Below are 13,728 nucleotides of genomic sequence, written 5' to 3'. Positions count from 1 at the left end.
GGAGGAGAACGCTCAGCCCTTCACGACGGTACGGCGGTAGTCGCGAATCCCGACGACGGTCAATGCCACGACAATCGCCCCGGCGCAGCAAACCTGCGCGAGCACTATCGCGTCGAACGGGATGATGCCGTTTTTCAGCACCAGGTTCTGGATCACCGCCAGTGCGATGCACAGGGCCAGCGCTAGCGTCCATGCCGGACGGGGCGCGGAGCGGAGCCGGAGCAGCAGGTATCCGGCTCCGGCGAGCGCGCACAGCCAGACGAGCGGCGACAACCCGGTGATCCGGTCGAGATCGCCCGGGAGCGCGAACCTGAACGCGAGGACGGGAGCGAGGAGCAGGCTTCCCCCGACGATCCACCACCACGGCCGCGCCGGCGGCAGCGGGGCGTCGCGGTGGAAGGCCGCCAGCAACAGCACCAGGGGAATCCACTGCGGAGCGAAGTACGCGATCGCTTCCGGGCCGGAATGCTTGGCCAGAAACCAGATCGCGCCGACCGCCAGGATCGCCCCGGCGGTGATCCGCGCCAGGCGGCGCCATCCGTCGACCAGCAGCACGAGCGGAATCAGCGCGGCCGCCAGCGGGATGAGCTCCGTGATCAAGTCGGACGTCATCGCCGCACGGAAGTTCCCCGGGTAGGGGCCGGAGAACGTGAGGAGCGTCCAGAGCGTGCCGGTGGCGAAGCAGGCCGATCTGAGCACGTCCCAGAGCAGCCCGAGGAGCGCGACCTGCCGCACGAGATCGCCGAGGGCGACCGTGCGCGCGGGTGCTGCCCTGGCCGCCAGCCGGGTACGCAGGCCCAGCGCGAGCACCGCCCACAGTTCGCTCCACAGCGCCTTGCGGTCCTGCTCGCCGTGCAGGTCAAGCAGCGTGCCGACCATCTCGTCGCCTCGATCGGCGCGATACCAAGCCGGGAGCACGCGCAGCAGGGCGCGGTACCGGGCCTCGGCGCCGATCATGCTCGCGCTTCCGCTGAGCGGGGGCTTCGCACCATGGTCCACATATATCCTAAGACGATATATAGCGGGGTACGTTGCTTCGTGGTGCGCGAAACTTCGCCGGAGCGGCGCTGGGCATGATCGTCGCGCCGCCCCTGTTCGGTTGGTTCGTTGACACCCCTCACTGGGCACGGCCGCAGCTGAGCGAATGCCAGCGAGGCATGGCGCTTACCCGGCGTTCCAGGCAAGCACCATGCCCCGCTTCCCGAGTCCCCGGGGTCTAGCGCGCGGCCGACGCGACAGCGAAAGTGTTTCCCTCCCCTTGAAAAACCGAGCTGAGATACGCGGTGAAGGCACCACAGCCGGTCAACGGCGGGACCGAGCATGTTCCGGTCACCGGACCGCCGGTCGTCAGCGCGAATCCGAGGCCAGTGCGCAAATCGACCGGGATCGGCGCGCTCGCGCGGCAGTTCTGGTCCGCGACGGGCAACACGTCCACGCCGCACAGGCGGTGCTGCCCTCGATGCTCGCCCGCGGCGAATGCTGCCTGCCGCTCACCGCGTCGGCCGCCGGCCTGCTCGGAGTACCGGGCGACGCGCCGTACTCGGTCACCAAACACGCGGCCGTCGCGCTGGCCGAATGGCTCGCGATCACCTATCGCCCGCGCGGGGTGCGGATCAGCGCGCTGTGCCCGCTCGGCGTCCGCACCGCGTTGCTCGAGCCGGAGGACGTCGCCGACGCGGTCGTGCGGCGGCTCGCCCGGGACGAGTTCCTGATCCTGCCGCACGAATCGGTGCGGGAGACGTTCGCCCGCGAGGCCCGCGCGATGCACGCGCGGATCGACCAGACAGCCGCCCGAGGAAGCTGAAGTGGACTACCGCACGCTCGGCGCCAGCGGCCTCGCCGTCAGCGAAATCGCCTACGGCAACTGGTAAAACCACCGCGCCCCCGGCTGCGCCACCGCGGCGCTGGACGCGGGCATCACGACCTTCCACACGGCAGCGGCCCGGGACGGCGGCACCGCGGAAGCCGCTTTCGGCGCGGCGTTCGCCGGGACGGCCTGGTCCTGTGCACCGGCGTGTTCTGGCCCGAAGGCCCCGGGCCCAACGACGCGGGGCTGAGCCGCAAACACGTGATCGCCTCTCTGAAGGGCTCGCTGCGGCGGCTGCGCACCGACTACATCAACGTCTACCAGCTCTTGAGATTCGACTACAAGACGCCGGTTCCTGGCCCTGTCGGACCTCGTGCGGCAAGGCAAGAGGCACAGGTGATCTCGGTGTCCGACCGCCTCGGCATCGGCCAGTTCGCCGCTGTCCCGCTGGCACAAGGCGTCCTGACGGGCGAATACGGCAACGGTGCGGTCCCGCCGGGCTCGCGCTCGCCTGGACCCTGCAGCACGAAACCGTCGCCGCCGCGGTGGTGGGAGCGAGCACGCCGGAACAGGTGACCGAAAACGCGAAAGCCGCGGTGTCCGGCTCGACCTGGACGTGCTGATGCGCGTGGACCAGCTGCTGGGCAGCTTCGCGCAGACCGATCCGCGGCTGGCGTGGACGCCGCCACCGGTTAACTGAATCGTGACAGACCGTGACGCCAACGGTAAACGAGCACCGCGACGCTGGCGAGCATGAGAGCAACCGACATGCGGCGTACGACCGCCGAGAGCCGGAAGCGTTCGGTCAACCGGGAACTGGTCGAACTGGCGGCGTTGTTCTTCGCCACCGGGATCGCCGATCTGTTCGTCAGCACTCTCTCGAACAACCGGGTCGGGCCCGCGCTGCTGTTCGCTTTGGGCGGGCTCTTCATCGTCTCCGCGGCCCTGCGACACCGCTGGAGCCACCGGCCGCAGCGGGCGGGACGAGCGACCGAACCGGCGGACGCGACCGAATGGCGGCTCCGCGCGACCGTCCGCGACGTGCCCGGAAGCCTGGCCGCCCTCACCGCCACCCTCGCCGCGCACCGCTACGACATCGCGGCCATGCAAGTCCTCGCCGTGCCCGACGGCGCCGTCGACGAGTTCCTCCTCCGCACCCCGGGCGGCACGACCGCGGCCGACATCGCCGAAGCGGCCCGGTCCGGCGGCGGGGGCAACGTCTGGGTCGTGCGAGCGGACGTGCACGAACTCGTCGACCTCCCGACCCGGATGCTCGCCATCGCCGGACAGGCGGCCGCCCCGGGAGCCGATCTCGCTCAGCTGATCGGCACGCTGCTCGGCCCGTCCTGCACGGTCCAGCGGAAACCCGGCCGCCGCGTGCGGGAGGAGCGCTTGGCGGGCACCACCATGCTGCTGCACGGCCGCGTCGGCGAACTCATCGAAGCGGACCGTCCCGCGCTGCCGTTCACCTCCGCCGAATTCGCCCGGGCCCAAGCCCTCGTCCGCGTATACCGCGAGTCCGCCGCCCAGCCCGGCGCCGACGGCGACCGCCAGCTTCAGTCCAGGCTCGGCTGAGTTCGCGTGGCCGCCCAGCTCGCGAGGAGCCTGAGCCGGTCCTCGGATTCGGCGCCAGGTTCGGCGGGGTAAGCGATCAAGTCGTGCACGGCCCGGCCGGGCAGGGGCGGATCGAGGGACTGCAAGGTCAATTCCAGCGGGCCGAACTCGGGATGCTGGAGCCGGTTGGCGCCGCCGTGGCGGATCATGACGTCATGCACGGCCCACCGGCTGCGGAACTCGGCGCTGGGGGTGCCGGAAAACGCCGATCCTAGTTCACAACTCAGATCCGATGGCGCTCGCCGACTCCGCGGACTCGCTCGGAGCGAAGTTCTGGAAGCACAGGCCTTCCGCCGGAGAGAATTGGGGCAACGAGTTCAACAGCTCCGTCGCGTACGGTCGCACGAAGACCCATTTCAACCTGGACGGAATCGACGATCCCGTTGCCGCGGCACGACTCGGCGACGGACTCGATCCCATCTTCGACGGTCAGGCCACAGCATGGGAGCTAACCGGCAACCGCAACAACCCAGGCTCGTGGCCGAATGTGCTCTTTTACCGAGACGGAGTGCCCGTTGCCAACCCCTTCATCCCCTGACCGGGACGCTCGCCCGAGCGCGGCGCTTCCCGTCACGTTCGACCGGGCTTTTCGCCCGTGGCGCTATGCCATCAGCCATTCGGAACTTCGGTTGCGCACCGTCGACACCCAAGCCGGCGACCTGATCGAAGCCACCTTCTTCGGGGTGGTCGGGATGAAACTCAAATCCCTCTGCCAGTCCCTGACCATAGACTACGCAGACCGTGCGCAGACTGCGGAAGTACTGCAGTTCGCAGACATCAAAGAGAAGTCCGCCCATCATGTGCACTGTTTGACCCTGCGCTCGACCGGCGACGGCGGATTCATAGCATGCCTCAGTTTCGTCGTCAGATCCTATCCTCCTGAATCCGACCCGGACCGGGCTTCCGACCGGTCCGGCAATTCCGCTTTGATAGTGAGGAGCAATCGATAAGGTGCCCCGCCGCACAGAGAAGCGGCGGCGGCAGGCGTTCGTTCCAGCCTGGGGGCGGCAGCCAGGGCAGCCGTAGCCCTCAGTTAGCTCATTCCTCGGGGTACGGCCGAGGAGCACAGTCAGGTCAGATGGTCGAATTCGCCGCTCACCCAACGAATGTGCGCCTCGGCGGAGCGGTGCACGACAGCCTTGGCGTCCGCGTCGACGGTGTCCCCGCCGAGCGTGTACAACCGGTCGTAGGACCAGCCGTCCAGCCGGTCCGCGATGCGCCGGACCACCACGGCCGACAGCGGGATGTGCTTCGGGAAGTTGCGCTGGAACGACACCCAGTCGGGAGCCAGGCCGCCGCTGATCGTGTCACCGGACAGGAGCGTGCCGTCCGGGGTGCGCAGCACTGAGCTGCCCAGCATATGACCGCCGACCTCGATCAGCTCGACCCCGGGCACCGGCTCGGCTTGCTCCGTCCAGAACTCGATCACCGGGTCGGCGCGGCCCAGCCATTCCCGGCCCGCGGCGTTCACCAGCACCGGGATCCGCCCGAACGCGTGGCTCCAGCTGACCTGCGCGGCGAACATGTGCGGGTGGCTGGTCGCCACCGCGGCGACCTCGCCGAGCGCCCGGACCGCGGCGAGCGTGTCCGGCTCAATGGAGGTCGGCGGATCCCACAGCACGTTCCCCCGCGCGGTCCGCACGACGAACGACCACTGCCCGATGCCCACCACCGGTTCCCGGCGCAGGCTGTGCACCCCGCGGCCGTGGTCCCGCTGCCGCACCGTGTGCGGTTCGGCGGCGAGCTGTTCGTGAGTCCGCCAGCTCCCGGAGTGCGGGCCGAGGTCCCCTCGCTCCTCGATGCCGACCTCCCCGCGGTCCATCACACAGTGCGGGGGTTCCGGCGAACCGGGTTGCTCGATGCCGCATCGGTCGCAGATCCACAATGTCATGATCGCGATTCTCGGACCTCGACCTTGGTAGAGGTCAACCAGGAACTGCCTGGATTCGCGCGCTCTCCGCAGAACCGCTCGGGACAACAGCAACACCCTGGTCGTTGAGCGACCTGACCGACGGCGCCGGCAGCGGCATCCGCATCGCATGCGACGGCCAGTGGGCGCTCGTCGTCGAACTGGAGTCGCTGGTGGCAACGAAAACGGAAATCCTCGCCGAACTGTCCGCCCGCGGGCGGCAGGTCGTGCAGGTCTTCCGGACAGGGTCGACCCGGACCTGAAGCAGCCCCGACAGCCCTCGTGCTCGCAGCCGATCTTCCGGCCGGATCGATCCCCCGCCGATGTCGCCGAGGTTCGCTGGGGGCCGGCTGACCGGGAGACGCACCGGGCACCTCGCCCGGAGCCGCGATACCGGACTGCCCGGGACGCGCGGCACCTGTGCCAGAACTGCAGCGGATGCCGCTTGGCGACGCCACAGTCGTGACAGCGACTCACCATCGCAGTCGAGAGAAGCGGCTGCTTCCGCACCGGGCGCAGAGTGCCCGGCGACCAGCCGGACATCGACTGGCTGATCGCCCGTGCACTGTGCGGAAATCAAGCTTTCCGCGACGTCAGCAGCAACAGGCATCCGATCGCGACCGCGGTCACGAGACCGGCTACGAGCAGTTTGGGATCGAGGCTGGTGGTCGCCGCGGCCTGGGCGACCGGAGGTGCCGCAGCCGGCGTTGGAGGCGCCGCCGCCGCACTCGACTGGACTGGCGCCGCTGAAGTGGCCACTGTGGACGGTGAGGTCGTAGCGGTCGGCACTGCCGGCGGCGCTGCCACGGCGGTACGGCTGGGAGCGGCACGCGAAGCGGGTGCCGCAGAAGGCGGCGGCTGGGTGGCAGCCGCCGGCTGGACGACGACCTGCGCTCGCATGTCCGGGTGCACCGAGCAGTAATAGGAATAGGTGCCTGGGGTGCGGAACGTATAGCTCCAGCTCTGGCCCTGGGACAGCTGCGGGCTGCGGAACGCGACGGGCGCACTGGTGGTGACCACGTCGTGCGGAGCGGTGTCGTGCTGGGTCCAGGTCACCGTGTCGCCGACGTGCACGGTGAGCGACGCGGGCGAGTAGGCGTAGTCCTGCATCATCACTGTCTGCGTGGCTGCGGCGGCCGGTGCGGCCAAGGGAGTGGCAAGCGCGAGCAGGAACGCGGCGGCCAGCAGGGCGAGAAAGCGTTTCACTGAACGAACTCCCCGGCGAACTCGACGCGGATCGGTCGGCGGACGAGCAACCGCGCGAACCAGCCTTCTGTCCTCAGTGGACGGCGGGGCGGCGGCAATGTCCCGCGCAGCCACAGGATGACGCGATCCGGTCCGGCCTCGCGAAGCTCGCCGCCGAGCACCAGGTCGCGCGACGAGCCGCCGAAGCCGAGCCGTCCGGCGAATTCGACCGGCGGGCGTTCGGCGATTTCCTCGCCGGTGAAGCACACCTCGCCCAGTTCGCGGGTAACCGTCGCGGACGGGAGCGGGAAGGCGGACCGGAAGGACGCACCGTCGATCGCGGCGGCGAGGCTGCTGCCTTCCGGGTCGCGGGTGAACGTGGCCCGGCGGACGGTCAATCGCCCGCGCAGCACCGGAATGCCGAGCAGCCGCTGCGTCAGCTCCAGGACGCAGCGGTCCGGCCGGATCCGGTGGACGGCGGGGTCCGCGTCGAGGGCGCCCGCCGCGGGCAGGAACCGGGTGTCAGTGGGCACGAAGTCCTCCGAGGGGGTCGAGGGTGGTCCGGGGCGGGCACGGCGGCCCGCCCCGGACCGGTGGGCATGGCTCAGCAGGACGCCTGGTTCAGCAGCGGCGTCAGGACGCTTTCCAGCCAGACGGTGTGCGTCTTGATGTACTGGTCCAGACTCAGCAGGTCAGTGACCTGCTGCCCCGGCGACTCCTCGAGATGCGCGGCCTTGATGTGCGCGATGATCGGCGCGAGCGTGTCGGTGACGACCTTGTCGGCCGAACCGTCGAGCACGGGCTTGAGCACGCTTTCCAGCCACACGGTGTGCGTCTTGATGTACTGGTCCAGCTTCAGCAGGTCAGTGACCTGCTGCCCCGGCGACTCCTCCAGGTGCGCGGCCTTGACGTGGTCGAGGATCGGCTGCAGGACGCCCTTGGGCACGCAGTTTCCGGGCGGGGCGTCGGTGGGCATCGGCATCGTGTGCGTCGGGCTGGACGGCGCGGTCGGCGCCGAGGACGACGACGGCGGGGCGGTCGGCGAAGACGGCGGCGGGGCGGGAGCGCCTTGGACCGTCACGGTCGCCTTCATGTCGGGATGGATCGAGCAGTAGTAGGAGTAAGTGCCCGCTTTGGTGAAGGTGTGGGAGAAGGTCCCGCCGGTCTGCATGGTCGGCGAGGTGAATTTCTCCGGTCCGTCGGTGACGACGACGTTGTGCGGCGCGGAATCGTGGTTGGTCCACGTCACCGTGTCGCCCGCGGCGATGGTCAAGCTGGCCGGCGAGAACTTGTACCCGCTCATCTCGACCGATTTGGCCGAGCCCGCGGCCGCGGCGGGGGCCGCCGCGCCGCCTTGCTGCTGTGCCAGTCCCTGGTAGAGCGGGACCGCGAGCGGGCTCTGCTTCGCCAGCGCCGCGAGGTCCACCTGCGGCGAGGCAGGCGCGGCGACCGGAGCCGTCTGCTGTCCCGTGCGCAGGGTGGTGAGACTGACCAGGGCCAGCGCCAGTGCGACGACCGCGACCGCGATCGGCCACCGGCGCCGGCGAGCCGCCTCGGGCGGGGCTTCCGGCCGCGTTCCGGCGGCGGCAGAGGTGGGTTCCGGGTTGTCCATCAAGGAGATTCCTTTCCGGGGTGGGACGTTCACCGGCCGGGACTGGCGGTGACGAGGAGGCTCGCCGCGAAGAGGACCACGACGACGAGCGTGGTTTCCGCGGCGACGGAATTGACGAAAGGACGGACGGCGCCGGCGTCGCCGCGCAGCACCACGGCGAAATCGAGACGGCGCGCGACCCAGCTCTTGCTCGCCTGGGCGAAGAGCAGCACCACGGCGAGCACGGCGAGTTTGGTCAGCAGGATCCGGCCGTAGCCGGTGGTGAACACCCGTCCGACGTCGCCGAGCGTCTCGACCGCGAGCACGGCCCCCGCGACGATCACCAGCAGGACCGACGTCAGCGCGAGTTTCGAATAACGGGGAACGACTTCGGCGAGTTCGCCGGGATCGCGCCGGGACAGCACGCCGAACAGCAGCATCGCGAGCCCGCCGGTCCACGCGCAGACTCCCGCCAGGTGCCCGAAATCCGCGAGCTGGCTCAGCAGCGGATGCGCGCTCTCCGCGGAGTGCCCGGTCAGGCCCGTCGTGCGCAGCAGCCCCGCGGCGACCACGCCCGCGCCGACCCGCCACGCCACCGAAACCGCGGCGCGGCGGCCGCGTTGCAGCACATCGGCGAGCACCACTCCGGCGAGCACCCACACGAGCGCCTTGGCGAACCAGATCCGGCCGAACTGGCTGTCGAGGACCTGGGCGAGCAGATCCGGGTCGGCCAGATCGGCCGGGGGCCGCTGCGCCACCCACGCGCCCTGCAGCCCGAGCCCGGCCGCCGTCCCGGCGAACCCGAGCACCCAGCCGGTCGCGAGCACGCCCCGGGCCCGGCGACGGTCCGCTCCCGCGGGCCACAGCAGTGCGAGAAAGAACAGCCCGCCGACGAACAAGGCGAGCCCGGAGTAGTCCGCGCAGCGCGCGAGGACGTACCAGAATTTCGCGGAACCGAAGTCCATGGGCTCAGCCGCCGCTCGACGGAATCGCCGCGGGAGCCGGGGATCCCGCGGGTTGCCCCGGAACTGCCGGGCAGGAACCGATGAGCGTCGCGAGGAGCCCGTCCGGGCCGGTCACCGCGAGCCCGGTCGTGAGGCCGCCGACGAGCGGCAGCCCGCTCACCGTGTCGAGCACCGGCTGGACCGCGCCGGGCCGGCACGTCGGCGTCCCCGTCGGCGGCGGAGTTTCCGGAGGGGTCTGCGGCGGCGTGTCCGGCGGGGCGGGCGGCATCGGGTCACCGGACGGCTGCGGGATGTCCCCGGTCGGCGGCGGGACTTCTCCTGGCGGCAGGTCCGTGACCGGAGCCGCGGGCGGAGGCGCGTCGACCGGCGGGATCCCGCCTCCGGGCACCGGAGGCATCGGCTGCACGGCGCCCGGAGGCGGGAGTTCGCCGTTGGGCAGAACCGGTTGCGGCGCGGGCGCCGCCTGCGCCGGAGGCTGATCCGAAGGGGCCGGACCGCTCGCCGCTGTCGTTTTCAGGCCGATTCCCGAGGCGTACCCGACCACGACGACGACCGCGCCCGCCAGACAGGCCGCGACCACCTGGTCGCGCCGCGGTCCGCGTCCCACTGAAGCCACCACAAGCATTTCCTTCCCCGACGTCTGCCGCCGACCCGGCCGGATCACGACGGGAAGCACCACATCAAACGGCGCGTTTCGGCAGACGGCCGCACCGTGACGGGAACGTAAAATTGATCTCCGAACATCGAACGGCAAGCAGTGAATTCGCTGGCTCGGCCAGCAGTGAGAACTATTTAACCTTCCCGTTTCGCGTTCGACCCGCCGCCGACAACGCGCCGCCGAAACCATCTCGTTCCGACACCAGTCCCCTTAGCGAAGCAGGGTTCATGCGACCATCATCCGGGATTTCCGCCCCCGTCCGCCGCCACCCGAGCCGCCGCGCGCTTCTCGCGCGCGTCCTCACCGCTATCGCGTTCAGTCTCCTGGCCACGCTTTTCCCTGCCTCGACGGCCGAAGCGCACAGCTTTTTGGAATCGAGCACACCGGCGAAGGATTCCGAACTGTCCTCCGCACCCGAGAAAATTGTGCTCACCTTCAACGAGCCACTGGACCGCGGTTTCACCGAATTGGCCGTAGTCGGACCGGACGGCGCGACGCATTGGGAGTCGGCGGGCGCCGCGGTCGACGGGCCGACCCTTTCCGCGCCCGTGAAACCGCTCGGCCCGGCCGGGAAGTACACCGTGGAGTACCGGGTCGTGTCAGCCGACGGGCATCCCGTGTCCGGCTCCTATTCCTTCACCCTCGCCAAGGCAGGCGCCGGTGTCGCAGCTCCCGTCGCTCCCCCGTCCGCGACGCAGGCAGCGCACACCGCACCGGCCGCCGGCAACGACACGGGCAGCGGGATACCGGTCTGGGCCTGGATCGCCGCGGCCGCGGTGCTGCTGATCGCGGGCGGAATCGTCGCGGCCCGGATCAGCGGGGCTCCCGCACGGGACTGAGCGGCTGTCCGAAATGAGCCCGGTGCGGTATTTCACCCGCACGGACCGCGACCTGTGCGCACTCGGACACCCGTTGCTGATCACCGCGCTACCGGAGCGAAGAATCCGCGCGGTCGAATGCCCGGGTACCTGACCTCACCGGAAGGCTTTGTCCCATGCCGATTCCCGTACCCGAAGCACTCGACCTGCAAGCAGACGTCGCCGACGGGAAGATCGACGACCTGCGCCGCCCCGGCCGCTACCTGGTGAGTTCGATGCTCGCCGGGGCGTTCATCGGAGTGGCGGTCGTCCTGCTGCTGTCCGCGACCGGGCCGCTCAACGCGGCGAACTCCCCCTGGACCAAAGTGGTCCAGGGGCTGGTGTTCGGGATCGCCCTGACCGCCGTCGTGTTCGCCGGAGCGGAACTGTCCACCGGCAACATGATGACCATGGTGCAGGGAGTTCTGGTCCGGCGGCGCGGGGCCGGCGCGGCGGCCGCGGTCATCGTGGTGTCGTTCGTCGGCAACCTGCTCGGTTCGATCGTGTTCGCGTGGCTCGTGCACGAAGGCGGGGTGCTGTCGATCGGCGGCGCCGGAGGCCACGCCGGACCGGGCGCCGCCCTGCTCGCGAGCCTGGTCAAGGCCAAAGCCGCGGAATCCGCCGGCGCGCTGTTCTTCCGCGGCGTGCTGTGCAACTTCCTGGTGTGTCTCGCCGTGTGGATGGCCGCGCGCACGAAGTCGGACGGGGCCAAGCTGGCCTTGATCTTCTGGTGTTTGCTGGCCTTCATCAGCTCCGGATTCGAGCACGTGGTCGCCAACATGACGACGTTCTCCCTCGGCCTGCTGGAAGGCGTTCCCGGCGCGAGCGCCGGAGAATTCGGCCGCAACCTGCTGTTCGTCGGGCTGGGCAACCTCGTCGGCGGCGGACTCCTCGTCGGAGCCGCGTACTCCCTGCTCGGCAGCCGATCCCGCGCGCGGCGCACCGCTTCCCCGGCCGCCGCGGCGGAGGAACTCGCCACGACCGGCAGCTGACCAGCCTCTCTCCGACGCTGCGGCAGAGACTCGCCTGCCGCAGCGTCGAGGTGCCCTCCAGGGATGCTGATCCGGCGCGGCACGCCAGGTCGGCCAGTGGCCGGTTCGCCCGGACAACGCGGAAGCCCTGTACTACCTCGCGCACGCACTCCGCCGCGCCGCCCACGAAACCGGGCTGCTGAACGATCCTCTGGTGTTCGAGGACCCGACGGAGCCGCTCATCTCCCGCGAACTCATCAAGGATTTCGCGGCGATCCTGCGCAACGCCAAGGCAAAGGTCGACCTGACCGAGCACGTGAAGCTCACCCGCGGACTGCCCGCGATGGCCGCGTCCGGCGCGTCGAAGCAGCCCGCGGGCAACTGCGAACTGGCGATCGTGGACGAGCGGGGCAACTGGGTGCAGATGATGAACACCCTCCCCTCCGCGACGGCCTGGCGAAACTCGGCGTGCTCACCGACCCGCTGCCCGAGTACGACTACCACATGGGCACTTGCCAGATGGCCTGGCGCGAGGAGGACGGAACACTCAGCGCGTGCACCGGCCCACGCCGCGAAGGCCGGGCGAACGGGTATTGACCGGAGGGGGCCCGCGGCAACTGCCACGGACCCCGATTCCCCCGAGTACCTGCCGGAAACGGCCCTTGAGCGAGCGCGAGTCGCTCAGGTCCGGGCCGGATACGGCTGTGGGCGGCCTGTCCGCGGCCTGCAGCCGCCGGAGTCGGCTGGACACCGCCGCATCCGTGCCGAGACGGTCCCGTTTCGAGAGCACGGCCGGCGGCCCTGCCCGGCAGCGTGAAGCTCCGGATCACCCGGGCGACGCGGCGAGGACCTCCGCCACCGCTCGATCCGCGGCGCGGACGGCACCCTCCATGTAGGACTCGAACTCCGCGGAAGTCTCCGCTCCGGCCCAGTGGACGCGGCCGACCGCGGCGGACGCCGCATCGGTGTAGTTCGTGATGACGCCCGGAGTCCGCACCGCCGCCACCCCGCTGACCCACGGTTCGGCGATCCAGGACTTTTCCAGATACTGCTCGTAATCCCCCGCCTGGGGACCGAAAAGCCGCACGAGATCCTTCACGAACGCGTCGCGGCGTGCGGTCTCGTTGTCGAGAATCGTGTCGTCCCAATGGAACTCGCCCGAGGCGGCCGTGCCGACGAAGGCCAGGAGGATGCCCTTGCTTCCGTCGGGCGGCGAATTGTCGACGACGAAATGCGCGATCGGGAGATCGGTGACCGCGGTGCCGTTCAGTCCCTGGTCGCGCCAGAACGGCCGCCGGTAGACCAGGCAGATCTTGCGTTCGCCGCCGTTGCGCCAGACGCGCTGCAGCTTCGCGCGGCGGGTCGGCAGCGGCGGGAGGAAATCGATCCGGCCGGCGTCGCCCGGGGTCATCGCGACGACGGCCCGGCCGCACCGGACCTCCGCGCCGCGCGATCGCCGTCCGGTCAGGAGGTGACGAGGCGTTCAGCCGGGCCGCGGGCGGCGTGCATGTCCCAGTGGATGCGAGCGATCTCGTCCGGTTCCATCGGGGTCGCGTCCGCGGGAGCGCCCGGCGTGCCGGCGATCCAGGCGCCGAGCGCGACATGGCCGACGTAAATGCCTTTGCCCGCGAGTGCGCCGTTCAGGTTGAGGGCCCAGTTGTGCAGTGCGGCGCCCGCGGCTCCGACCGCGCCGGCCCACGGGGTCGGCACGACCGCGCTCGCCCCGGTCGTGTACAGGATCGTGCCGGAACCGGCCGCCGTCATCGCCGGGAGCACCGCGCGGGTCGCGGCGATCGCGCCGTAGCAGGAGCCTTCGATCTGCGGCCGCAGGGTCTCGACAGTGACGTCCAGGACCCCGGTCATCCAGCTGTCGCCGACCCGCACGTACGGCGCGGAGTACTGCAATACGTCGATTCCGCCGAACCTCGCCGCCGCACCGTCCAGGGCCGCGGTCAAGGCAGCGCGGTCCGCGACATCGGCGGAAAACGCTGTCGCGTCGATCCCCTCGGCCGCCAGTTTCCCGGTGAGCTCGCCGAGTCGTTCCGCGGAGCGCGCGATCAGGGCGACGTCGAAACCGTGGCTGCCGAAGACCCGGCCGAGCGACAGGCCGAGGCGCGTCCCGGCGGCGACGAGAGCGATTGCGGGCATGGCGAGTGCCTCCGTGTTCGTGT

At 70.3% G+C, this 13,728-nt stretch carries 18 protein-coding genes and 1 pseudogene; 9 read left to right on the top strand and 10 right to left on the bottom strand.

Annotated elements, in window-relative coordinates:
* Nucleotides 1-12: 12 nt before the first annotated feature.
* A complete protein-coding gene (locus tag H4281_RS42550; protein ID WP_220508685.1) occupies nt 13-957 on the bottom strand; it encodes a hypothetical protein in 945 nt (314 codons plus the stop codon).
* A 466-nt stretch (nt 958-1,423) separates the two neighbouring features.
* On the opposite strand from H4281_RS42550, the pseudogene H4281_RS46035 reads away from it, so the two are divergent.
* The 3 genes and pseudogenes from H4281_RS46035 to H4281_RS42535 all read left to right on the top strand — a co-directional run.
* Nucleotides 1,424-1,804, top strand: a pseudogene (locus H4281_RS46035) (SDR family oxidoreductase); the annotation flags it as partial.
* Nucleotides 1,805-2,014: 210 nt separating this feature from the next.
* Nucleotides 2,015-2,383 carry an aldo/keto reductase gene (locus tag H4281_RS46890; RefSeq protein ID WP_370648197.1) on the top strand — a complete coding sequence of 123 codons (369 nt, stop codon included), beginning with the start codon at nt 2,015-2,017 and terminating at the stop codon, nt 2,381-2,383.
* A 177-nt stretch (nt 2,384-2,560) separates the two neighbouring features.
* Nucleotides 2,561-3,382 (top strand): hypothetical protein, encoded by an 822-nt coding sequence (locus H4281_RS42535; RefSeq protein ID WP_182896513.1) that lies wholly within the window; start codon nt 2,561-2,563, stop codon nt 3,380-3,382.
* Here the strand turns inward: H4281_RS42535 and H4281_RS42530 are convergent.
* The gene (locus H4281_RS42530; protein WP_182896551.1) at nt 3,364-3,648 is read right to left on the bottom strand and encodes an MmyB family transcriptional regulator; all 285 of its coding nucleotides are present in this window, start codon (nt 3,646-3,648) and stop codon (nt 3,364-3,366) included. The two genes, H4281_RS42535 and H4281_RS42530, sit on opposite strands and share 19 nt — an antisense overlap.
* A 5-nt stretch (nt 3,649-3,653) precedes the next feature.
* On the opposite strand from H4281_RS42530, the gene H4281_RS42525 reads away from it, so the two are divergent.
* Nucleotides 3,654-3,959 (top strand): hypothetical protein, encoded by a 306-nt coding sequence (locus tag H4281_RS42525; RefSeq protein WP_182896512.1) that lies wholly within the window; start codon nt 3,654-3,656, stop codon nt 3,957-3,959.
* A gap of 91 nt (nt 3,960-4,050) precedes the next feature.
* On the top strand, nt 4,051-4,371 hold the full coding sequence (locus H4281_RS42520) for a hypothetical protein (protein ID WP_182896511.1): 321 nt from the start codon (nt 4,051-4,053) through the stop codon (nt 4,369-4,371).
* A gap of 119 nt (nt 4,372-4,490) precedes the next feature.
* On the opposite strand, the gene H4281_RS42515 is transcribed toward H4281_RS42520, so the two are convergent.
* On the bottom strand, nt 4,491-5,312 hold the full coding sequence (locus H4281_RS42515) for an MBL fold metallo-hydrolase (protein ID WP_182896510.1): 822 nt from the start codon (nt 5,310-5,312) through the stop codon (nt 4,491-4,493).
* Nucleotides 5,313-5,416: 104 nt separating this feature from the next.
* On the opposite strand from H4281_RS42515, the gene H4281_RS42510 reads away from it, so the two are divergent.
* A complete protein-coding gene (locus tag H4281_RS42510) occupies nt 5,417-5,593 on the top strand; it encodes a hypothetical protein (protein ID WP_182896509.1) in 177 nt (58 codons plus the stop codon).
* Between the two features lie 313 nt (nt 5,594-5,906).
* On the opposite strand, the gene H4281_RS42505 is transcribed toward H4281_RS42510, so the two are convergent.
* The 5 genes from H4281_RS42505 to H4281_RS42485 form a co-directional block, all read right to left on the bottom strand.
* Nucleotides 5,907-6,536 (bottom strand): cupredoxin domain-containing protein, encoded by a 630-nt coding sequence (locus tag H4281_RS42505; RefSeq protein ID WP_182896508.1) that lies wholly within the window; start codon nt 6,534-6,536, stop codon nt 5,907-5,909.
* Nucleotides 6,533-7,048 carry a hypothetical protein gene (locus H4281_RS42500; protein WP_182896507.1) on the bottom strand — a complete coding sequence of 172 codons (516 nt, stop codon included), beginning with the start codon at nt 7,046-7,048 and terminating at the stop codon, nt 6,533-6,535. Before H4281_RS42500 ends, H4281_RS42505 begins: the two co-directional genes overlap by 4 nt.
* Before the next feature lie 71 nt (nt 7,049-7,119).
* Nucleotides 7,120-8,127, bottom strand: coding sequence for a cupredoxin domain-containing protein (locus H4281_RS42495; RefSeq protein WP_182896506.1), 1,008 nt, complete (start codon nt 8,125-8,127; stop codon nt 7,120-7,122).
* Nucleotides 8,128-8,156: 29 nt separating this feature from the next.
* Complete coding sequence (locus tag H4281_RS42490; protein WP_182896505.1) at nt 8,157-9,071, bottom strand: CopD family protein; 915 nt, start codon at nt 9,069-9,071, stop codon at nt 8,157-8,159.
* A 4-nt stretch (nt 9,072-9,075) separates the two neighbouring features.
* Complete coding sequence (locus H4281_RS42485; RefSeq protein WP_182896504.1) at nt 9,076-9,696, bottom strand: hypothetical protein; 621 nt, start codon at nt 9,694-9,696, stop codon at nt 9,076-9,078.
* A 260-nt stretch (nt 9,697-9,956) separates the two neighbouring features.
* On the opposite strand from H4281_RS42485, the gene H4281_RS42480 reads away from it, so the two are divergent.
* The 3 genes from H4281_RS42480 (at nt 9,957) to H4281_RS46485 (ending at nt 12,154) form a co-directional block, all read left to right on the top strand.
* On the top strand, nt 9,957-10,568 hold the full coding sequence (locus H4281_RS42480) for a copper resistance CopC family protein (protein WP_182896503.1): 612 nt from the start codon (nt 9,957-9,959) through the stop codon (nt 10,566-10,568).
* 155 nt (nt 10,569-10,723) lie between these two features.
* Nucleotides 10,724-11,578, top strand: a complete 855-nt coding sequence (locus H4281_RS42475) for a formate/nitrite transporter family protein (RefSeq protein ID WP_182896502.1) — start codon at nt 10,724-10,726, stop codon at nt 11,576-11,578.
* 447 nt (nt 11,579-12,025) lie between these two features.
* Nucleotides 12,026-12,154 (top strand): hypothetical protein, encoded by a 129-nt coding sequence (locus tag H4281_RS46485; protein WP_255751371.1) that lies wholly within the window; start codon nt 12,026-12,028, stop codon nt 12,152-12,154.
* 229 nt (nt 12,155-12,383) lie between these two features.
* Here H4281_RS46485 and H4281_RS42470 read toward each other — a convergent pair whose 3' ends face one another.
* Together H4281_RS42470 and H4281_RS42465 are read right to left on the bottom strand one after the other, a co-directional pair.
* Entirely contained in the window at nt 12,384-13,025 is a 642-nt protein-coding gene (locus H4281_RS42470) for a flavin monoamine oxidase family protein (RefSeq protein ID WP_281390808.1), read from the bottom strand.
* Complete coding sequence (locus H4281_RS42465; protein WP_182896500.1) at nt 13,022-13,705, bottom strand: SDR family NAD(P)-dependent oxidoreductase; 684 nt, start codon at nt 13,703-13,705, stop codon at nt 13,022-13,024. The genes H4281_RS42470 and H4281_RS42465 overlap by 4 nt, the downstream gene beginning before the upstream one ends.
* Between the last annotated feature and the right edge of the window lie 23 nt (nt 13,706-13,728).

This window comes from Amycolatopsis dendrobii (assembly GCF_014145675.1).
Taxonomy (GTDB): Bacteria; Actinomycetota; Actinomycetes; order Mycobacteriales; family Pseudonocardiaceae; genus Amycolatopsis; species Amycolatopsis dendrobii.
Note: the sequence above shows the minus strand (reverse complement) of the source record. Positions and strands in the feature narration are given on the sequence as shown.